The 21,015-nt window shown below is 59.8% G+C and carries 18 protein-coding genes; 14 read left to right on the top strand and 4 right to left on the bottom strand.

All coding sequences use genetic code 11. The annotated features are described in order from the left end of the window. Positions 1-48: 48 nt before the first annotated feature. The 8 genes from ACVCL9_RS01420 (at position 49) to ACVCL9_RS01385 (ending at position 10,741) form a co-directional block, all read left to right on the top strand. Complete coding sequence (locus tag ACVCL9_RS01420; RefSeq protein ID WP_447099377.1) at positions 49-2,271, top strand: tetratricopeptide repeat protein; 2,223 nt, start codon at positions 49-51, stop codon at positions 2,269-2,271. After that, on the top strand, positions 2,249-4,291 hold the full coding sequence (locus tag ACVCL9_RS01415) for a hypothetical protein (RefSeq protein WP_447099378.1): 2,043 nt from the start codon (positions 2,249-2,251) through the stop codon (positions 4,289-4,291). Before ACVCL9_RS01420 ends, ACVCL9_RS01415 begins: the two co-directional genes overlap by 23 nt. Positions 4,292-4,368: 77 nt before the next feature. Next, on the top strand, positions 4,369-5,478 hold the full coding sequence (gene gmd / locus ACVCL9_RS01410; protein WP_447099379.1) for a GDP-mannose 4,6-dehydratase: 1,110 nt from the start codon (positions 4,369-4,371) through the stop codon (positions 5,476-5,478). 4 nt (positions 5,479-5,482) lie between these two features. Beyond that, the gene (locus ACVCL9_RS01405) at positions 5,483-6,412 is read left to right on the top strand and encodes a GDP-L-fucose synthase family protein (protein WP_447099380.1); all 930 of its coding nucleotides are present in this window, start codon (positions 5,483-5,485) and stop codon (positions 6,410-6,412) included. Continuing rightward, positions 6,409-7,764: a lipopolysaccharide biosynthesis protein gene (locus ACVCL9_RS01400; protein WP_447099381.1), complete on the top strand. Its 1,356-nt coding sequence runs from the start codon at positions 6,409-6,411 to the stop codon at positions 7,762-7,764. The genes ACVCL9_RS01405 and ACVCL9_RS01400 overlap by 4 nt, the downstream gene beginning before the upstream one ends. Positions 7,765-7,806: 42 nt before the next feature. Beyond that, on the top strand, positions 7,807-9,033 hold the full coding sequence (locus ACVCL9_RS01395) for a DegT/DnrJ/EryC1/StrS family aminotransferase (protein ID WP_447099382.1): 1,227 nt from the start codon (positions 7,807-7,809) through the stop codon (positions 9,031-9,033). Continuing rightward, entirely contained in the window at positions 9,024-9,926 is a 903-nt protein-coding gene (locus tag ACVCL9_RS01390) for an NAD-dependent epimerase/dehydratase family protein (protein WP_447110623.1), read from the top strand. Before ACVCL9_RS01395 ends, ACVCL9_RS01390 begins: the two co-directional genes overlap by 10 nt. Further along, positions 9,923-10,741, top strand: a complete 819-nt coding sequence (locus ACVCL9_RS01385) for a glycosyltransferase family 2 protein (RefSeq protein WP_447099384.1) — start codon at positions 9,923-9,925, stop codon at positions 10,739-10,741. Before ACVCL9_RS01390 ends, ACVCL9_RS01385 begins: the two co-directional genes overlap by 4 nt. A gap of 206 nt (positions 10,742-10,947) precedes the next feature. Here the strand turns inward: ACVCL9_RS01385 and ACVCL9_RS01380 are convergent, their stop codons facing one another. Further along, the gene (locus tag ACVCL9_RS01380; RefSeq protein WP_447099385.1) at positions 10,948-11,883 is read right to left on the bottom strand and encodes a glycosyltransferase; all 936 of its coding nucleotides are present in this window, start codon (positions 11,881-11,883) and stop codon (positions 10,948-10,950) included. A 176-nt stretch (positions 11,884-12,059) separates the two neighbouring features. Here ACVCL9_RS01380 and ACVCL9_RS01375 point away from each other — a divergent pair, with 176 nt between their 5' ends. Genes ACVCL9_RS01375 through ACVCL9_RS01355 form a run of 5 tightly spaced genes read left to right on the top strand, consistent with a single transcriptional unit; the run spans position 12,060 to position 16,130 of the window. Further along, the gene (locus ACVCL9_RS01375; RefSeq protein ID WP_447099386.1) at positions 12,060-13,133 is read left to right on the top strand and encodes a glycosyltransferase family 2 protein; all 1,074 of its coding nucleotides are present in this window, start codon (positions 12,060-12,062) and stop codon (positions 13,131-13,133) included. Continuing rightward, positions 13,130-14,254 carry a UDP-galactopyranose mutase gene (gene glf, locus ACVCL9_RS01370; protein ID WP_447099387.1) on the top strand — a complete coding sequence of 375 codons (1,125 nt, stop codon included), beginning with the start codon at positions 13,130-13,132 and terminating at the stop codon, positions 14,252-14,254. Before ACVCL9_RS01375 ends, glf begins: the two co-directional genes overlap by 4 nt. Before the next feature lie 57 nt (positions 14,255-14,311). Continuing rightward, on the top strand, positions 14,312-14,581 hold the full coding sequence (locus ACVCL9_RS01365; protein WP_447099388.1) for a hypothetical protein: 270 nt from the start codon (positions 14,312-14,314) through the stop codon (positions 14,579-14,581). Next, positions 14,578-14,988 (top strand): type II toxin-antitoxin system VapC family toxin, encoded by a 411-nt coding sequence (locus ACVCL9_RS01360; protein WP_447099389.1) that lies wholly within the window; start codon positions 14,578-14,580, stop codon positions 14,986-14,988. The genes ACVCL9_RS01365 and ACVCL9_RS01360 overlap by 4 nt, the downstream gene beginning before the upstream one ends. 2 nt (positions 14,989-14,990) lie before the next feature. Further along, positions 14,991-16,130 carry a glycosyltransferase family 4 protein gene (locus ACVCL9_RS01355; RefSeq protein ID WP_447099481.1) on the top strand — a complete coding sequence of 380 codons (1,140 nt, stop codon included), beginning with the start codon at positions 14,991-14,993 and terminating at the stop codon, positions 16,128-16,130. A 21-nt stretch (positions 16,131-16,151) separates the two neighbouring features. On the opposite strand, the gene ACVCL9_RS01350 is transcribed toward ACVCL9_RS01355, so the two are convergent. From ACVCL9_RS01350 to ACVCL9_RS01340, 3 genes are read right to left on the bottom strand one after another with little or no spacing between them, the layout of a single operon-like run. Then, positions 16,152-16,889: a methyltransferase domain-containing protein gene (locus ACVCL9_RS01350; protein ID WP_447099390.1), complete on the bottom strand. Its 738-nt coding sequence runs from the start codon at positions 16,887-16,889 to the stop codon at positions 16,152-16,154. A gap of 20 nt (positions 16,890-16,909) precedes the next feature. Continuing rightward, the gene (locus tag ACVCL9_RS01345; RefSeq protein WP_447099391.1) at positions 16,910-18,163 is read right to left on the bottom strand and encodes a glycosyltransferase; all 1,254 of its coding nucleotides are present in this window, start codon (positions 18,161-18,163) and stop codon (positions 16,910-16,912) included. Continuing rightward, positions 18,156-19,010, bottom strand: coding sequence for a glycosyltransferase family 2 protein (locus ACVCL9_RS01340; RefSeq protein ID WP_447099392.1), 855 nt, complete (start codon positions 19,008-19,010; stop codon positions 18,156-18,158). The genes ACVCL9_RS01345 and ACVCL9_RS01340 overlap by 8 nt, the downstream gene beginning before the upstream one ends. A gap of 482 nt (positions 19,011-19,492) precedes the next feature. Here ACVCL9_RS01340 and ACVCL9_RS01335 point away from each other — a divergent pair, with 482 nt between their 5' ends. Beyond that, complete coding sequence (locus ACVCL9_RS01335; protein WP_447099393.1) at positions 19,493-20,881, top strand: Fic family protein; 1,389 nt, start codon at positions 19,493-19,495, stop codon at positions 20,879-20,881. Positions 20,882-21,015: the final 134 nt, after the last annotated feature.

Here is a 21,015-nt window from a genome sequence, read left to right as displayed (position 1 = left end):
AACAGAAAGGGCCGCCCTGTGCGGCCCTTTCTTTTGCAGACCACCCGGATGACCAGATATCCCAACCTGACCGCGTTGATTGGCCTGTCGATCTTGGCCATGGTTTGGGCGTGCTATCACGAAGGGTTGCACGGACCGTTTCTGTTCGACGATTACAGCAATCTACCGGCGCTGGGCGCCACCGGCCCCGTCGACACGTGGCCGACCTTTTGGCGCTACCTCACTTCCGGTACGGCCGACCCCACCGGACGGCCCCTGACCCTGCTGATGTTTCTTCTTGACGCGCACGACTGGCCCGCTGATCCCTATCCGTTCAAGCGCACCAACCTGATCCTCCACCTGCTCAACGGCGCGCTGCTGGCGCTGTTGCTACGCCGGTTGGGTCGCACGGTTTTCAGCACCGCCGACCAACGTCGCGTCGATCTCGCCGCCGCCATCGGCGCCGGCATGTGGTTGCTGCATCCTCTATTCGTCTCCACCACGCTTTACATAGTTCAGCGCGAAGCGATGCTGCCAGCGACCTTCACGCTCCTTGGCCTGCTGGCATGGCTGCACGGCCGGGCGCGCATCGCGAGCGGTGATGTCTGGCGGGGGTTGGTGTGGATCGCTGCGGGCTTGGGTGGCTGCACCGTACTCGGCGTGCTGAGCAAGGCCAATGGCATCCTTCTGCCTGCGTTGGTTTTGGTGGTGGAATATGTGCTGCTGCGGTCGCCAGAACACCCCACCACGCCGATGGAACAGCACCGGCGATACATCTACCGTCGCAGCATGTGGTTGTTCGGCTGGCTACCGACGGCAATAGTGGCCGGCTACCTGCTGGAACAAGGCTGGAGCGGGCTCACTCGCGGCATCTCATCGGTACGTCCTTGGACGCTGGGCCAACGCCTGTTGACCGAACCGCGCGTGCTGCTGGATTACCTGGAACTGTTGTGGTTGCCGCGACCGTTCACGCCGGGTCTGTTCAACGACCACATCCAGGCGTCGACTTCCTGGTTGTCTCCGGTGACAACGCTGCCTGCCATCCTCGCGTTAGTTGGCCTGATCATCGGTGCGTGGCTGTTGCGCCGCCGCTGGCCCGCGCTGGCTGTGGCCGTATTGTTCTATTTCGTGGGCCAGTCGCTGGAATCCAGCACCGTGGCGCTGGAGCTCTATTTCGAACACCGCAACTACCTGCCGGCGATGTTGATGTTCTGGCCATTGGCACTGTGGTTGTGCGACGTGCGCACTCGTCCGGATGCGGCACTTGTTGAGAGTCCCATCGCACCTGAAAGCGCTCCTACGAGAAATGTCGAAGAATCAGTCGTGACGTCATTCCCGCGAAAGCAGGAATCCATTTTGATCTCACGGAACAACAATTTGGATTCCCGCGTTCGCGGGAATGACGGCCAAAGAAGCCGCTATTTGACAAGCAATGCAACCGGTACGAATAGAGCAGTACGCGTGGCCAAGCTCGCACTGGCTGCAGTCATCCTGCTGGGGCTTGGGTTGATGACCCACGCACGCGCCAACCTGTGGGGCAACAGCCATGACCAGGCGTTGATGTGGGCCCGTCTGAACCCCGACTCCCCGCGCGCCCAGGCCAATGCAGCGCAGGTCGAGTCGAGCGCCGGTCATCCAGAGCGGGCGGTCGACCGGCTGCTCGGCCCGCTGACCAGGGCGCCCGACCAGGTGCAGCTGGCGCTCAACCTGTTCGGCGCGGAATGCCTGTTGGGCAACATTGATGAATCGACGCTGGCTGCATCGCGCACCGCCCTGCTTACCACGCGCGACCCGGGCACCCTGTTGACGAGCTGGTTCGAGCGCGCGATGGAGCAGGTGGTCCATCCGTCGTGTCCACAATTGAGCTATGCCACCCTGCACGGTCTGCTGCAGGCGGCGCTGGCCAATCCCCACCTCGCCAGCAATCCCGGCCGGCAGCAAGATATCCATTACCTGCTGGGGCGTCTCGCCCTCCACCAGGGTGACGCAGACACGGCCTTGGCCGAGTTCAACCAGGCGCTGGATCTGCAGGTACGTACATCGGCCGCGCTGAAGCAGGCCGCGTTGCTCGGTGCGAACGGTTTCCCACGCCAAGGCTTGGCGCATCTGGATCATCTGGCTGCCGAACCCGAACAGGCCTACCAACCCGGCTTCGGCATGCCGCGAGTGCATGCGTGGGTTTTGCGACGACAACAATACTGGCCCAAGGAGCTGGCGCACCTGCGCGCTACACTGCGCGATGACGCCACCAAGCAAGCGCCTGTCACCGATGACACCCACTCCGCCCGATAACGCCGCCACGACCAAACGCCTGGGCTGGTGGCTGTTGCTGGCCGCCTTCGCAATCACCGTGGTGGTGTACTGGCCCGGCCTGTCCGGCGGTTTCCTGTTTGACGACTACCCCAACATCGTCGACAACCACGGCGTGCAGCCAACCAATGGCAGCTTCTCCTCCCTGGTGGGCGCCGCGCTTTCCTCCCCCTCCAGTGAATTCAAGCGACCGCTGGCCTCGCTGAGTTTCGCCGCGAACTACCTGATCAGCGGGCTCGATCCGTACTGGATGAAGCTGACCAACGTGGTGCTTCATCTGCTCAACGGACTGCTGATATTCCTGCTCACTCGCGCCCTGCTGCAAGCCCTTGTAGGAGCGCACCCTGTGCGCGAACGCTCTTCCTCCAGGTTGAATGGCAGGCCTTCGCGCACAGGGTGCGCTCCTACAAGGGCCCGCACGGGGATGATTGCCGCCCTGATCGCCGGTGGCTGGATGCTGCTGCCGATCAACCTTACCGGCGTGCTCTACGTGGTGCAGCGCATGGAGAGTATGGCCAACCTGTTCGTGCTGCTGGGCCTGCTTGGTTATGTCGCCGGGCGCCAGCGCATGCTGGGGGATGCTCACTACGGCCCCAGTGGCCTCTCGGACGTGCCCGCCTCCCGCTGGTCGCCCAGCCTTCGCGGATTCCTGCTTTGCACCGCAAGCCTCGTGGCCTGCACCGGCATGGGCGTGCTGGCCAAGGAAACCGCGGTGATGCTGCCGCTGTATGCGGTGCTGATTGAATGGCTGGTATTCGGTTTCCGCTCGCCTGCCGGCCGACGCGACAGACGCCTCATCGGCCTGTTTGTCGTGCTGCTGCTGTTGCCGATGATCGTGGGTCTGATCTGGCTGCTGCCGCAGGTGTTCAACCCAGGCTACTGGTCGACACGCGACTTTGGCCTGCGCACGCGCCTGCTCAGCGAAGCGCGCATCGTGGTCGACTACATCCGCTGGACGCTGCTGCCGACACCGGATGCGTTGTCGTTCTACCACGACGACTTCCGCACCTCGCAAGGCCTGCTTTCGCCGTGGACGACGCTTGCCAGTATCGTGGCTCTCGGTGCCTTGGTCGCGCTGATGATCTGGCTGCGCAAGCACCAGCCGCTGGCCGCGCTGGGCATCGGCCTGTTCCTGGGCTGCCAGCTGCTCACCGGTACCATCCTGCCGCTGGAACTGATCTACGAACATCGCAACTACTTCGCCAGCTTCGGCCTGATGTTGGCGATCGTGCCGTTGCTCGCTGCATCACGAGGCGAAGCGTTTGCCTTGCCGCGCCACGTTCTCCTTGGCGCGTTGCTGGCGTGCTGGACCGCGCTGACCGCGCTCACCGCCTATGCCTGGGGCAACCCGCTGCGATTGGCCGAAGACCTGGCCAGCCGTGCCCCGCAATCCCCACGCGCCCAATACGAACTGGGCCGCACCTACATCATCTACTCCCATTACGACCCGGCCTCGCCCTTCACCAAATTGGCCTATGCGCCGCTCGAGCAGGCAGCCGCCCTGCCCGAGGCCTCGATCCTTCCCGAGCAGGCGCTGATCTTCATGAACTCGCGCATGCACCAGCCCATCAAGGATGCTTGGTGGGACAGCCTGATCGCCAAACTCGAGGCCCGCCGCCCCGGCGTGCAAGATGAAAGCTCGCTTGGAGCGCTGACCCAATGCGCGCGCGAAGGTCGCTGCGATCTGTCGAAGCAGCGCATGGTCGGGGCTTATCTGGCCGCATTGTCCCACCCGGATCCCAGTGCCCGACTTTTGGCGATGTACGGTGACTATGCCTGGAACGTCTTGGACGACCACGATCTCGGCGAGCGTATGACGGCCGATGCTGTGAAGACCGCACCGAATGAGCCCGCATACCGCATCACTCACGTTCGCATGTTGGCCGCGCAGGGACGCAAGGCCGAGGCCAATGCCGCACTGCAAGGTCTGCGATCGCTGGATATCGGCGGGCGGCTGGACAGCAGCCTGAAGGAGTTGCAAGCACTCCCCGGCCTGCATTGATAGTTGATATCCGCTCTACAAGCTTGCGTAGCGTTTAAACTACCCGCCCATAGGTTATTCGAGGGGACAAGTACCAAGTGAAGCGTGCACTTATTTCGGGAATCACCGGCCAAGATGGAGCCTATCTGGCAGAGTTTCTTCTGGCTAAGGGCTACGAAGTGCATGGCATCAAGCGCCGCGCCTCTTCGTTCAACACTGCGCGTATCGACCATCTGTATCAGGATCCGCACGATCCAGATCGCCGGCTATTCCTGCACTATGGCGACCTGACTGACGCCACCAACCTGATCCGCATCATCCAACAAGTGCAGCCGGATGAGATCTACAACCTTGGTGCGCAAAGTCATGTGCAAGTGTCTTTCGAGACCCCCGAGTACACCGCCAACGCCGACGGCATGGGCACACTGCGATTGCTAGAAGCAATTCGCATTCTTGGTCTTGAAAGCAAGACGCGGTTCTACCAGGCGTCAACATCAGAATTGTATGGTCAGGTGGTAGAGACGCCGCAAACCGAATGCACCCCATTTCACCCACGCTCGCCCTACGGCGTAGCCAAACTGTATGCGTACTGGATCACCGCCAACTATCGGGAGGCTTACGGCCTGTATGCCTGCAACGGCATCTTGTTCAACCATGAGTCGCCCATGCGCGGCGAAACCTTTGTCACACGCAAGATCACCCGGGCGCTAGCCCGTATCCACCTCGGACTGCAGGATTGTCTCTATCTCGGAAACCTCGACGCTCGGCGTGACTGGGGCCACGCGCGCGACTACGTTGAGATGCAGTGGTTGATGCTGCAACAACCTAGTGCCGAGGATTATGTGATCGCCACGGGTGTGCAGCACTCGGTTCGCGAATTTGTCGAACACAGCGCAGGTGAACTGGGTATTACCTTGGCGTGGCAGGGATCTGGCGCAAATGAATGTGCACTCATCGCGACCGCACCGGATCACTCCGCGGCAAAACCAGGACAACATGTTGTGGGCGTTGACTCGCGTTATTACCGACCTGCCGAAGTAGACACGCTGCTCGGCGACCCAAGCAAGGCGCGCGAAATCCTCGGCTGGACTCCCCGCACGAGCTTTGCCGAACTGGTACGCGAGATGACGCAAAATGACTTGGCGCTTGCGCAACGTGATGCGCTGATGATCAACGCCGGCTTCAACGCGCACTCGCCACAGGAATGAAGTGATGAATCTCGACGCACGCATCTATGTTGCCGGCCATCGTGGTCTGGTCGGCAGCGCCATTGTCCGACGACTGCAGGCCGATGGCGCAACCAATCTCATCCTGCGTACGCACCACGAACTCGATCTGGTCGATCAAGCGGCCGTCGAAACATTCTTTGCCACTGAACGCCCTGAATACGTTTTCCTGGCGGCAGCCAAAGTCGGGGGCATCCGCGCCAACAGCACCTATCCCGCCGAGTTCATCCACGACAACCTTGCCATCCAAACCAACGTGATCCACAACGCATGGAAGCACAGCGCAAGAAAGTTGCTGTTCCTCGGCTCATCGTGTATCTACCCTCGCGATTGCCCGCAGCCGATCAAAGAGGAATACCTGCTGACCGGGCCACTGGAACCCACCAATGAGTGGTATGCCATTGCCAAGATTTCCGGGGTCAAGATGTGTCAGGCATACCTTAAACAGTACGGGTTCGATGCGATCTGTGCCATGCCAACCAATCTGTACGGACCAGGCGATAACTACGACCCTGAAAACGCCCACGTCGTACCTGGATTGATCCGCCGTGTCCGCCAGGCACAAGCCACCAATGCGCCCACGGTTTCAATTTGGGGAAGCGGCGAGCCGCTGCGCGAATTCCTGCATGTCGACGACCTCGCCGATGCAGCGTTGTTTCTAATGCGTAGTTACAGCCATAGGGACCCGATCAATGTGGGTTCCGGCCGGGAGATAACCATTGCCGCACTGGCAAGTACAATTGCGCGAGCGGTCGGCTACGCGGGCGAACTCGTGTTTGATACAACCAAGCCGGATGGCACCCCGCGCAAACTACTAGACACCGCCCGAATGGATGCGCTCGGGTGGAAAGCACAGATCGGACTGGAGCAAGGATTGAAGCAAACGGTCGATGCGTTCTCGCTTGTGTCCCCATGAGCAATGACGACCCGACCACCCCGGTCGACGTGATGTCCCGGTGGGTCGGCATACGTGGTCGACGTATCATTCATACCGGTGCGTGGTCGATGGTAGCGAAAGCATCCGCCGCAGCCAACCTGTTCCTGACCGTACCGTTCGTCTTGCATGCTTTAGGGCCAGCACTCTTCGGCGTTTGGGTGACCTTGGTCTCGCTGGTAACCTTTGCAGGTTTTCTAGACTTCGGTCTCGGCAATGGCACCATGAACCTCATCGCTGCTGCGCACGGGCGCGGCGCACATGACGAGGTTGGCCGTATACTTTACGAAGGGCGTCGTACGTTGCTTTGGCTTGCCCTGTGGTTGGCTGTCGCCGCCTCGATTGCAGTACCGCTGATCCCATGGCAACGATTGCTTGGACTTCCAGAGCAAATGGCAGCCACCAGCCGCGCGGCCGTCGCCGCGATATTTTTTGCCGTCGTACTCGCGGTTCCGCTAAACCTCGCGAACCGAGTACAACTCGGATTAGGGCATGGTGATCGCGCTTTTAAATGGCAAGCACTGGGCCAACTACTAACCCTTGTGACCGTGATCACGCTCGCAAAATCAGGTGCGCCGCTTCCATTTCTCGTGTTAGCGGCTGTCGCCACCCCCCTGCTTAGCTCCGTCGCCAACACTTGGTTGTTATGGCTCGACCCTCAGATGGCTACCCCGACCCAGCAGCGATATCCTGCAATCGCCGCCCACATCCGCAAGGAAGGATTACTATTCTTCATCCTCCAGTTGGCTGCAGCGCTCGCTTATTCAACCGACCTTCCCTTAATTTCCACCCTTAAGGGATCCACAGAGGCTGGCACCTACGCAATCGTCCAGCGCCTGTTCTCAGTCATTCCTCTCGCCCTTGGCTTAGTCTGGGTGCCACTATGGCCGATCTACCGGCAGGCGCTCGCGATTGGCGACCATGGATGGGTCAAGCGAACGTTGCGACGCTCCGTGCTGTTGGCAGTAGTCGCTGCAATGAGTACAGGCTTCGCTCTGGCACTGGGCTTTCACCACATCGCCGAACTCTGGGTGCACCAACCCTTAGCCGTTGGTGGAACCCTGCTGGCAGGATTTGCAGTGTGGTTGACCATAGACGCTCTGGGAACTGCTGTTGCCACCTTTCTCAATGCGGCGAGCATCATGCGATTTCAGGTAATCACGGCCTCCATCTTCGCGATCATATGCTTTGGATTGAAGGCCTGGGCAATCAGCCATCTCGGGATTTGGATCGTTCCTTGGATAACAGCGGCTACGTTCTTGTGCCTTAATTTAATTCCAACCCTCCTTTTGTGGCCACGCATCATCGCGTTCACTCACTCGAAACTTTATTGACAGCTTTGCGCCGATGAACAATTGCTACGGATTCCAACTACAATGACGACCAACCCCAATTACGAATTCCCGCTTGTAGATTCAAGCTACGACAACCAGGAAATCCTGCGTTGCATGGAAACGTTGCTCAGCGGTCAACTTACCATGGGACAGCGAGTGCATGATTTCGAGGTTGCATTTGCGGAGCACATAGGGGCTCCCTATGCAGTCATGGTGAACTCTGGGTCGTCTGCCAACCTTTTGGCTGCGTCCGCGATCATTAACCCTCTGCGGTCGAAGCGGTTAGACATCGGCGACTATGTGGCGGTGCCAGCCGTCTGCTGGTCGACATCGATTTGGCCTCTCGTGCAGCTCGGCTTGAAGCCTGTACTAATAGATGTGGACCCTTCTACGTTGAATTTGTCCATAGCTTCCCTACACGAGGCGATGCGCCGACTTCCGATTAAAGCGATCATGATGGTGCATGTACTTGGCAACAGCACCGATTTGCAACAACTGCTGGATATCGTAGATGACAAGGGACTGCTGTTAATAGAGGATACGTGCGAGTCCCTGGGCACAACGTTCCAACAACGGCATCTGGGAACTCTGGGGGATTTCGGCACTTATAGTTTTTACTTTTCGCACCATATGACGACCATTGAGGGTGGTATGGTCGTCGCGCGAACTCTCGAGGATTACGACCTGCTTCGATGCCTGCGCTCTCATGGCTGGAGCCGTGAGCAAAGTAATCGTAGTGAATTGGAGGCCGAAAACTCGGCCATCGATCCGCGATTCCTGTTCGTCAACGTCGGTTATAACGTTCGGCCGATGGAAATCCAAGCAGCATTTGGCATCGAACAATTGGGAAGGCTGAACGAAATGAATAGCCACAGAAAGCAGAACGCCATCCTGATGCGCAAATCCTTTGAGCACAGCACGAAATGGCGATCGCAGCTCCAATTTCCGACTGCCCCTGCAGGCGTAGATGCATGTTGGTTTGGCTTTCCATTCCTAGTCAATCCCGAACTTTCAATAGATTACAAGCGCTTCACCGAGCTGCTGATGGATGCCCATATTGACACACGTCCTATTGTTTCGGGAAACATGGATCTGCAGCCTGCGACTCGCCTATTCAACATCGAACGCTCGCTGGCACCATTCGCCGGGGCCCAACAAGTACATGACCACGGAGTTTTCATAGGTGTTCATGCCAAGCCGATCGAAGCCGATCGTATGACATGGCTGGCCGAAACTGTTCTGGATGCCCTCACGGCCGCATGCAAGTGAACCTCTCCTCCCTCGTTCCCCGACCCCAATTCCTGCCGAGCTTCCGCGCTTGGAATACGCTGGAAGGGTCACGTATTGCTGTTACGGGGCACCGTGGAGTTCTAGGCTCTCTGCTCGCTCACCGCTTGCGGGATCATGCCATCCACGTAGACACATATCCGGGAGACGTCTGTGACATCGCCGGCATCACGCGGTGGATCGATCTAACCCGACCAACAGCCATATTTCACCTCGCAGCTATTGTTCCTCTACCAAAGGTTGAAGCCGATCCTTTCGCTGCCATGAAAGTGAATGCGACGGCGTTGGTGGCAATTCAAGAAGCGGTCGCCAAATTCATTCCTGACAGTTGGTTATTCCTCGGATCTACGAGCCACGTCTACGCCGCAACCGCAAGTCTGCGGGGAAACTGTCGACGAGTCTCCGAAAAGTCTGCCGTCGAACCCCTAAGTCTGTATGGTGCTACGAAGCTTGCGGGCGAACGTGTTCTTGAGCCGTTGGCACGACATTCAAGGACACAACTTTGCATTGGGCGAATTTTTAGCTACTTCCACGAACAACAGCCATCCTCCTTCCTCGTCCCCGGGTTGCTTTCGCGAATCAACGATGCAGACGACGGCTCCGTGATCGAAGTAAGAGATGCTGACGCCATCCGCGACTTCCTGTACGCAGACATGGTCGTCGACGCCATGTTGCTCCTCTGCGCGCGGCGCGCAACCACTACGGTGAACATCGGATCGGGCCAAGCGACTAGTATTGGGGAAATCGCTGACCGAGTCCGTTTTTTCTCACGGAAAAATATTTCGCTCCAATATCTACCTGCGGCGAATCCAGGGGGACTTGTCGCCAATACCTCAAAGTTGCGTAAATTGATATCGACAGGGCTCACTGTATGACGTCTACTTCAGTCTCTATCATAATACCTGTCTACAATCGTGCCCATCTTGTTCACCGCGCGATTGACAGCGCCCTCGACCAAACGATCGCGTGCGAAGTACTTTTGGTCGACCACGGAAGTACTGACGATATTTCCACAGTGGTCAAGAGGTACGGCACTCGCATTCGCTACATACGTCGCGACGACGATCGAGGCCCTATTGAAGCGTGGCGCGATGGCGCGGAGTGCGCGACGGGCAAGTACCTGCATTTCACCTACGACGACGACTGGTTGGAGCCACAATTTATAGAAAAGTGCCTTGATCGGTTCAGCGATGACGTCGCTTTTGTCTACTCGCGGGCGGCGCTACATGACCTCAGCGCTGGCAAACAAGGCGTATTGCTGCGTCACCCATCGGGAAAAAATGCGATCAAGGACTTGGTGCAATATCTGCTGCTGTCACCACTGACCATCAGCCCCGGTTGTGCGATATTTCGGCGTGCGGACGTTTTGGAGAACCTATTGCTCGAAGTTCCAGGAGCGACCGGTCAATACGGAAAGAAGTCCGGCGTTGGGGAAGATTTACTGCTGTTCCTGCTCACGTCGTTAAGCTACAGCCAGTACGCGCACGTGGCGGAGCCACTTGCAGACTTCCTCGCGCATCCCGGAAGCATTACTGTCAATGCGCAGCGCACGGGTCAAAGCGTCGCACTGGCCGAATCGTATGGTGTAGCGAAGGCGTTCTACTTAGCTCAACCTGGCGCACACCAGACCATGAGCGGTACTCGCAAAATGTTATTCCAGCTTCGTTGGGCGCTCAGATCATTCTTCTAATGGAAGCACAGCGATTCTAGTGGCCCCCTAAGGATGGCCTGATCTCTTCTCCGTTTGAGGCATTATGGCGACAAGCCCCAAGAAGCCCACCCCCGACACACCGAGCATATGAAGTCCACCGTTCGCTCCAAGGTGGAACACCTTGGATGGTTAAGAACTGATGGATCTAATGGGAAGGGCATTGCATGACTAGATACCGTTGTGAACTATCTTCGCTTTCTCCAGGTGCGCCAGACACGCCATGGATGAAGTAGCCCATTAACAAATACCACGGCCATTTGATAAAAAGGTCGCACGTGAAAAATGCCGAGCTTCCAGTTGATATATACGGACTCGGAGACCATCCGCAGACGGTTTCTCGGTTGTGAGCTAATGCCACCGGCGTCGAAGCGTGCCACCATGAGATCGAGCTTCGCGCCACGTCCGGCCAGTAGTTCTCCCAGAAGCGGCTCAGCATCGGCGCAAATATGGCACCGCTCGTCAAAGCGAAACCCCCGGAACACAGTCGCACGCTGGAAGACGCCTTGATGGCATGGCATCCACGGCCGAGCGCCCCCCCAAGGTCCAAGCAAGCCCCGCCACTCCGGGCTGCGCGCGCATAGATCGATACCTGAAGCTGCATCAAATACGATGGTACCACCGTAAGCGGTAGTGATTTCCAGTGGCAGCTTATCAAGTGCGTCAGCGGCTTTGGCCAGCGTATCGACGTCGTACAGAACATCACCAGCGCCCAAAAACAATACCCATTCCCCGCGCGAATGAGGCAGCATTTTGTTCCAAGCGTTGTAGACCCCTGTGTCCGGCTCAGACATCAAGATGGTCACAAGTTCGCCGAGCCCACGTGCCGCAGCCAGCGTACCGTCAGTCGACGCACCATCGGTGATGAGCCACTCGAAGCTCTTGCAAGTCTGCGCCTCCAGCGAGCGGGAGGTAATCAGCAGCGCGTCGCACGCATTGAAGGTTGCTGTGATGATGCTGAATCGCGGTGCTGGAGACGCATCATCTTTCGTTCCGGCGCCAGTTCGGCAATGCGCCGCAGTACGTTGAACTTGCTTAGTTTGCTGTAGATGGAAGTTTTTCATTGCGAGAAAATAGTAACCTAGTAGCGAAATGATGACACCATTGGCTCGGTTGATGTACACCCGGGGAATTTGACGATGTCGAGCGCGCAGGCGCCATCTTACGAGCGAATTTGCAGTGGCCCGCCAACATTGGTGCTTCGCGACCGACGGTTGTGGTAGGTAGGTGGGCATTTCTGGAACGTGTTTCCAAAACAAAGACTCAACCGACGGCTTCACCTGAAATACTGGAGCAGTTCATGGATCCGGCATCCCCGCAGCCTGTTTGTGTCAGTGACAGACCTTCCGTCTCAGTGATCATCGCAACCTACAATGGGGCAAGTTTTCTTCCCAAATCGATAGCCTCTGCACTTGAACAATCGCTACCGGCACTCGAGATTTTGATCATTGATGACGGCTCCACGGACGGAACTGCGGCGTTAGTTAAAAATTTGGCGCTAGTGGACGGACGGGTTCGCCTCATCAAGCTTCCCCATAACCTTGGCCCGTCAACGGCTCGTAACGTCGGTTTGGATCAAGCGCGAGGCGACTGGATTGCCATTCTGGACGCTGATGACCTATGCCTGCCAGATCGTTTCGCCCGACAAGTTCAGTTTCTACAAGAGGCCGGCCTGGATCTGTGTGGCAGCTGGTTTGTGGAATTCGGACAGGGTCCAGCGCGTACAGCGCGCTGGCCACATACTGAGCCGGCACTCCGCGCAGCGATGTTGTTCCAGAGCACCATTTGCCACCCAACGGTCATGGCTCGCCGTGAAGTATTCGACCGTTACCGCTATCGTGAGGAGTATCGATTGGCCGAGGATTACGATCTGTTCGCTCGAGCAATGGCTGATTTCCGGATGGCGAACGTTCCAGAGGTGCTCCTGCGTTATCGTCGCCATTCAAATCAGGCTACCCAGACACAACGTAAAGCGATGGAGGAGGTGACCAGAGGTATCCGGCTTGAAATATTGGCCAACCAAGGGATCAACGCATCCAATGAAGAACGGCGCCTGCACAACTTGATCCGCGCGCCCCAGTCCATAAGCAAACGCGAAGACTTGGATGGTATCGAAGCGTGGCTGCTGAGACTTGTTTCATTTTACGAGAGTCCTGAAGCAAAGCAGATCATCGCGTCGCAATGGATTCGCGCATGCGTACGCGCAGCACCACTAGGCATGCGTATGTTGAGTGCTTATCGAACTTCACCATTACGCATACTCGCAGATGCGGGAACACGTACGTCGATCGATCTTTTCATATTGGCGACCATGAAGCTCGACTATCAGTCCTCACTTTTTGCTGCCTTACGTCGCCTCGGCCTGAGTGCTTGACCAAATTGACTAAGATTCATGCCAGTTTCCTCATCGTCGGCGCCGGCTACGCCGGCAGCGTCATGGCGCGCGAACTCGCCGATGCCGGCCACCGCGTGCACGTCATCGACAGGCGCCCGCATATCGCCGGCAATGCCTACGACGAACTGGACGAGCACGGCGTGCTGGTGCATCGCTACGGACCGCACATCTTCCATACCAATGGCGAGCGGATCTTCAAGTATCTGTCGCGCTTCACGGAGTGGCGCCCGTATGAGCACCGGGTCCGCGGCGTGGTGGGTGGAGTGCGCTATCCATTTCCCATCAATCGCGACACCCTGAACCAGCTGTACGGGCTGGACCTGGATGAGGCAGGTGCGGCAGCGTATTTCGACCGGGTACGCGAACCACGCGAGCCAACCTTGACCAGCGAAGATGTGGTGCTGAACTCGGTGGGACGCGACCTATACGAGAAGTTTTTTCTCAATTACACACGCAAGCAGTGGGGCCTGGATCCATCGGAACTGAAGGCGGGCGTGGCCGCGCGTATTCCGGTGCGCACCAATACGGACGACCGGTACTTCACCGACACCTTTCAGGCGATGCCGCTGCACGGCTACACGAAGATGTTCGAGGCCATGCTGGATCATCCGAACATCAGGGTGGAGCTGGGCGTCGATTTCGCCGATGCGCGCGGGCGTGACACGTACGGCCACGTGGTCTATACGGGGCCCATCGACGCCTACTTCGATTTCCGTTTCGGCCGCCTGCCCTATCGCTCGCTGCGCTTCGAGCACGAGCACCTGCCCGCTGTCGACCGGTACCAGGAAGTGGGCACCGTGAACTACCCGAACGACCACGCCTACACCCGCATCACCGAGTTCAAGCATCTGACCGGCCAACAACATGCAGGCACGTCGATCGTACGCGAATATCCACAGGCCGATGGCGACCCCTACTACCCGGTGCCGCGCGAGGAAAACGAAGCGTTGTTCAAACGCTACGCGGCACTGGCCAGGGAGGAAAAGGGAGTCACTTTCGTCGGCAGGCTGGCGCAGTACCGCTACTACAACATGGACCAGGTGGTGGGAGCCGCACTAGTGGCGGCCAAGCGATTCCTGGGCAAGGGCGACGATGTTTGAACAGTACCGATTTCCGTACTAAACTTGTTCCAAGCCCACTCAACCTCCTGCATTGCCATGGAAAACACGCTGACCGTCGCTGAACTCAAGCGCCGTGGTGCCGCCGCCATCGAGGACGGCCTTGAGCATGGCCCTATCCACTTGCTCAAACACAACAAGACGGCGGCAGTGGTGCTTTCGGAAGCCGAATACCGGCGCCTGGCTGGCGAACAACGCAAGAAAGTACCTGGCTTGACTGCCATGCAGTGGTTGCTGGCGCATCCGGGCACCGGGCGACTGGGCAAGCGGGAGATCAACCGTCGCCTGCGTAACGACCGCGACTGGTGATCGCCTTTCTTGACTCCAGCGCAATCATCTACCTCGTCGAAGGCAAGAAGCCTTTTGTCGACAAGGTTCGCCGACAACTGCAGACGCTGACGCTCGCCGAACCGGCGTTGCGCACCGCCGTCAGCCGGCTTGCGTGGCTGGAGTGCCGGACGGGACCGATGAAAGCCGGAGACGTTGAAACGCTGGCCACCTATGACGAATTTTTCGCGCGGGCGGATCTGATCTGTGTGGAAATGGGCGCCGATGTCGTCGACCTGGCCACGGCAATCCGCGCCCGGCATGGACTGAAGACGCCAGACGCCCTGCAGGCGGCTTGCTGCCTCCAGCTTGGCAAGGATCATGTATTTCTTACCGGCGACACCGGCTTCCGCCGCGTGGCGGGGCTGAACACCCGAATACTTGGTTGACGATGCGCATCGCCTTTCTGTGCAAACGCCGTTACATGGGCAAGGACGTGATCCTCGATCGCTATGCGCGGCTGTACGAGATTCCCTTCCAGTTGGCGCGGCTTGGTCACGACGTGCGGGGCTTCTGCCTGAGCTACCAGGGCCACGACGATGGCGAATGGGAGCATGAGGGCGAGCCAGGCAAGTTGCATTGGGGGTCGCACTCGCTGGGCCGGTTTGTGCTGCCTGCACTGGCGGGCTATCCACGGCATCTGCTGCGGCAGTTGCACAGCTGGACACCCGACGTGCTGATTGGCGCTTCGGACATTCCCCACGTTGCTCTTGCGGGATGGTTGGCCAAGCGTCTCGGTGCGCCGTATGCCGCCGATCTCTACGACAATTTCGAAGGCTTCGGCCAGGCGCGCATTCCGGGCATGGTGACGGCGCTTCGCCACGCCGTGCGGGGGGCCGCGCTGGTGACCACCACGAGCGAGCCGTTGAAGGAACTGGTCGTGGATACCTACCGCGCACGTGGCGAGGTCCTTGCCATGCCGAGCACTGTGGACAAGAGTGTGTTCCATCCCCGGGATCGCACTGCCTGTCGCCGTGCGTTGGACTTGCCAGAGGACGCCCTACTGGTCGGCACGGCGGGCGGGTTGCATCGGGACAAGGGCGTGGATGCGTTGTACGCGGCGTGGCCCACGATCGCCTCACGACATCCCGACGCGCACCTGGTGCTGGCCGGCCCTTTCGATACGGGCTTTCCACCACCGGCCTATCCGCGTGTGCACTACTTGGGCCAGCTGCCGCATGCGCGCACCGCCGAACTGTTCAACGCTCTCGATGTCGGCGTGATCTACTTGCGCGACACCCCGTTCGGTCGCTACTGCTTTCCGCAGAAGGCCTACGAAATGCTGGCGTGCAGCCTGCCGATTGCTTCGGCACGAGTCGGCGTGATGCCGGAATTGCTCGCTTCGGCACCGGAAGGACTGTACGCGGCAGACAATCCGGCCGACCTTGCGCGGGCAGTGCTGGATCTGCTTGACCGCCCTGCCGTGGCCACCGTGCCGATCGACGATTGGGCACATCTCGTGGGGGTGATGGAACAGCGGCTTGGGCAGATCATGGAAGGCTTCCCTTCCCCCGGTGCATCCCGAGAGTGAAGAGCCGGGTTTGCCGACCGATCAACCCGATCGCTTGATGCCGCAAGCCACGTAACCGTCACCCAGGTCCCGGGTGTAGAACCAGCGCTGCGCTACGCAAAACGGCAGGACCAGCTTGTCGCTCAGCAATGACAACGTGCGATTGATCGCCTTGGGTTTCGCCTGGGCACTGCGGATGCTGCGCTGTTCGGCGCTCAGACCGTCGTAACTGCTGTCGTTGCGCACGATGCGATTGGACAGGCGCCGGGTAAGTTCGGTGATCGGGTAGCCGTAGTTGATGATGCGGACGTCATCAACACCTCCATCGCGCATCAGCTGGTGAAGCTGATCCTTTTCGTACCGCCTCACGTGCCCGACGAGTTCGTCGGAACGGCCGTACTTCCTGGAATGCGCCGGCACGGAGAGCAGGACCCTGCCGCCGGGCTTGAGGTAGCGCATCCATTCGCGGAACACGTCCAGGTCGTTCTCGATGTGTTCAAGCACCTCGAAAGCAAACAGATAGTCGAACTCCTCGGGCAGAAGCTCGGACAACTCGTCGACCACCCGCATGCGCTCTCCGGCATCGGCCAGGTTGCGGCGGATCAGCTTCCGGCTGTCCTCGCCCAAGTCGTGACACGCGCCGGAGAACCCTCGCTCAAGGAAGAGTCGCGTCATGTGACCGGTTCCGGCGCCCATCTCGACGAACCGTCCCGTCGGCCATGAACGGCTTACGTCCCGAATGGTACTTTCTCGCAGGATCAGCTTGGGTTGCTTCTGCATGGATGCCCCGGAACCTTCGATCATTCCCGCCCGGACGGATACGCCGCGCGACGAGCGGTCGTGCCCGCACCATCGACGCATTGCTGCAATTGCCGTGCATAGCCGTCGGCGATGTTCTGCCAGTCGATGCGCTCTGCAGCAGCCTTGCGGATGGCGGCGGCACGCAGGCGTGCCTGCTCCGGATTGCCAAGTGAGGCGACAATCGCAATGGCCAGCGCGTGGCTGTCACCGGGCCTCACGCAGACATCGGCACGAGTCTCGCCCAGCAGATCCCCGATGCCGGCAACGTCACCCACGAGAACTGGGCACCCGCAGCCGATGGCCTCCATCAGCACTACCGGCAATCCTTCCTGGTTGCCCGAATCATCGCGTACGAACGGCGCCACGAAAAGGCTCGCGCCTCGATAGAGTGCGGGCAACGCGGATTGAGCTGTGGCACCGAGAAACTTCACGCTCGCCGCGATGCCCAGCCGGCTCGCCTGTGCTTTCAGCGCGTCCTCTTCCGGGCCGAACCCCGCGATGGTCAGGGTCGTGGCAGGCCGCTGCGCGAGGACTGCAGGCATGGCATCAAGCAAGTGGACGAGGCCCTTCTTTGGCACCAACCGCCCGACGAACAACAGTTCGTCATTGCCCCGCTGGATCGTCGGATCGGGTATGAACCGCTCACGCATGTCCACGCCCATCGGAAGCACGGTCATGCGCGGCGGGTGCAGGCCCACACGCGCCGCCTCTTCGCACATGGCACTGCTGACGACGGTCATCGCCGAGGAAGCAGCAGCCACACGACGCTTGAGTGTATTCAACGTACGGCCCCGCAGGCCGAAAAGGTCGCCGCCATGCGAGGTCACCAGGTAGGGAATACCGGCAACACGCTTGAGCCGGTGTGCGATCAGCCCTTGTGGCAGCAGCCAGTGCGCATGGATCACGTCCACGCGGTGGCGCTTCAGCAATTGCCGGGCCGCCACGTACTGGCCGATGAGGAAGCCGGGAACCAGCAGCCATTTCCACCGGCTACGGCGCAGGTTGGTCGCGATGCCGCCGTGATTCACCAGCGTCTCTAGGCGACGGGGCGCATAGCGATACCGCACCACGTCGACGCCATCTAGCTCGCCGCTGGCGTCGGCACCCGGCGCATCCGGAACCAAGGCGATGACACGGAAGCGGCCGGCCAGTCGACGGCACAACTCGTGCACGAAGCCCGGTTCCGGATCATCACGCCAACGCGGATAGGTCGAAGCCAGCACCAGTACAGTGGGCCTGGGGTATTCAGTCATGGCGCCGGTAGGTCAGTCCCGTGATCTGCTCTGAAACCAGCCCGATCAGAAACACGATCACGCACGCGCTCCACATCAACATGCTGCCGTTGGTGAGCCGGCCGTAATGGCTGTAGGTCCACGCGTAATTCGCGCACCCCAGTAGGAAAAACACCGCACTCGCCGGCACGAACAGCTTCAGGGGCGAATACAGCGTGGCAATCTTGAAGATGATCAGCAGGAAGCGAATGCCGTCGCGCAGGGGTCGGATGTGGCTGGTGCCGACGCGCTGGGCGGCCTTGATCGGGATGTACGCGACCGCGTAGGCGCTGCGGAAGAACGCCATGGTGCTGGTAGTGGGGTAGCTGAAGCCGTTAGGCAGCAGGTGCAGGAATTCGCGGAACTTGTCGGCGCGCACGGCGCGGAAGCCGGAGGTGAGGTCGAGTACGGGGTGGCCGGTCATCTTGGTGGCGAGCCAGTTGTACAAGGTGTTGGCGATGCCCCGACCGACACCGGCCTGGCTGCTCCAGTCGCGGGCGCCCACCACCATGTCGTAGCCGCGGTTCAACTGGTCGAGCAGGCGGGCGACGTCGGCGGGATCATGCTGGCCGTCGCCATCCATGAACACCAGGATGTCGCCCGTGGCGGCGCGGGTGCCGCGCTTGATCGCCGCGCCGTTTCCCATCGAGTACGGCGAGGACAGGCATTGCACGCCGTGGCTTTCGCAGATGCTGCGGGTGTCGTCGGTGGAACCGTCGTCGACCACGATGATCTCGGCCTGCGGCTGCGCCGCGCGCAGTTGCGGCAACAAGACCGCGAGCGCGGGCGCCTCGTTCTTGGCAGGCAGGATGATGCTGAGCTGGTTCAAGATCGGGCTCCCCGGGAAAAAGGGATCATAGCGTGAAGGCCAATTGGTGGTCGGCGGCGGCACATTTCGAAACAGGCACTACCCCGTACCACGTGCGGAGAACGGGGCCTTGTTCAAGCAGTACGCGGAGTTGGCGAAGGACAAACCGCACGTGACTTTCGTGGAGCGGCTACTACAACCTGGATCAGTTGGTTGGGGCCGCGTTGGCGGCGGCGAAAAAGTTGCTGACGACAACTCCCGCTGATTCCCCTTCGAGCAGGTGTGACGCGCCGCCCGCCCTGAGCTGTCAGCTCGCGCAGGCTGTGTTGCCGCACACGACCTTGTGCCTATCGCGCCACTTTATGTGGCGCAATAGCTCTTTCCGCCTGTATCGCGCCACTGTATATGGCGCAATAGCCCTTTCCGCTTGCATCGCGCCACTTTATATGGCGCAATCGTGGCCATGATGCCGATTGCGCCACTTCTTGCGAGAGACACCGGTCATGCCAAAAACCTTGCCTGCGGCAGAACTGGACGCCTTGGTCGCCGCCATCGAAGACGGCGGCCACGGCGCATCCATAGACATGTTGGGTCGGCGCTTTCCGAACCTGCCCCGGCGAACCCTGCAACGCAGGCTGGCTCGACTGGTGCGGGACGGGCGGCTACGAGCGGAGGGCAAGGGACCGGCCCGGCGTTACCACCCCCCCCTGCCATCCTCGGCACTGGATATTCGCGACAGCAGCGGCACGAATCCATCGGGCATCGACGACGACATTCCCCTTTCCCCTGAAGGGAGCGAGCTGCGCACCCTGATGCGCCGCCCCCTGTTCCAGCGCACGCCGGTCGGCTACCAGCGAAAATTTCTCGACGATTACCAGCCCAACCACAGCTTCTACCTGGCGCGTGACCTGCGTGCACATCTGCATGAACTCGGCCGTTCGCAAGCTGATCTGCAACCGGCCGGAACGTACGCACGCCAAGTCATGGATCGCCTGCTGGTCGATCTTTCGTGGTCATCGAGCCGCCTGGAAGGCAACACCTATTCACGGCTGGACACGCAGAACCTGGTCGAGTTCGGCCGCTATGCCGCGGGAAAGGATCGCCTGGAAGCCCAGATGATCCTGAACCACAAGGCTGCCATCGAGATGCTGGTGGGCCAAGCGGATCTGATCGGGTTCAACCGTTACACCCTGCAGAACCTGCACGCCCTGCTGGCGGAGAACCTGCTGACGGACACTGGGGCCGGTGGACGCTTGCGCGGGATCGACATCGGCATCACGGGTACGGTTTACCACCCTGTCGCCATTCCTCAGCAGATCGTCGACGGCTTCGATACCTTGCTGGCCAAGGCAACCGCCATCGAGGATGCTTTTGAACAAGCGTTTTTCGTGATGGTGCAACTGCCTTATCTGCAACCTTTCGTTGACGTCAACAAACGCGTGTCCCGGCTCGCGGCGAACATCCCCTTGATCAAGCAAAACCTGGCGCCGCTGTCGTTCGTGGATGTCCCCAAGGCCGCGTATGTCGATGGCACGTTGGCCGTGTATGAACTCAACCGCGTCGAATTGTTGCGCGATGTTTTTGCCTGGGCCTACGAACGCTCGTGCCGCCGCTACACCCTGATCAAGCAGGCGCTGCCCGAACCCGATCCACTGCGCCTGCGCTATCGCGACGAGCTGTTGCGAGTCGTCGGCCGAGTGGTTCGTGACGGCCTCGCCGCCACAGCCGAGGTGATCCAGCCCCTGGCTGGCGATAACGTGGCCGCCGAGGACAGGGAAGCTTTCGTTGCCATGGCCCTCAATGAGTTGCTGCAATTGCACGAAGGCAATATTGCGCGGTATCAATTGCGCCCTTCGGAGTTCGCTGCCTGGAAAGCCGGGGGACACCCATGATGCGATTCGATCACACGGCGTGCCGATGCGGTTCGATTCTTGCTTGTCCATTCGGCAAGCCGTCCGACGCCTGCGCCAAGCCTGGCGCGGCTGCCGGCTTGTGCGCTGCATCACCCTATCGGATCGAAGCGCAG

Source organism: Rhodanobacter sp. UC4438_H5, assembly GCF_052978405.1.
Note: the sequence above shows the minus strand (reverse complement) of the source record. Positions and strands in the feature narration are given on the sequence as shown.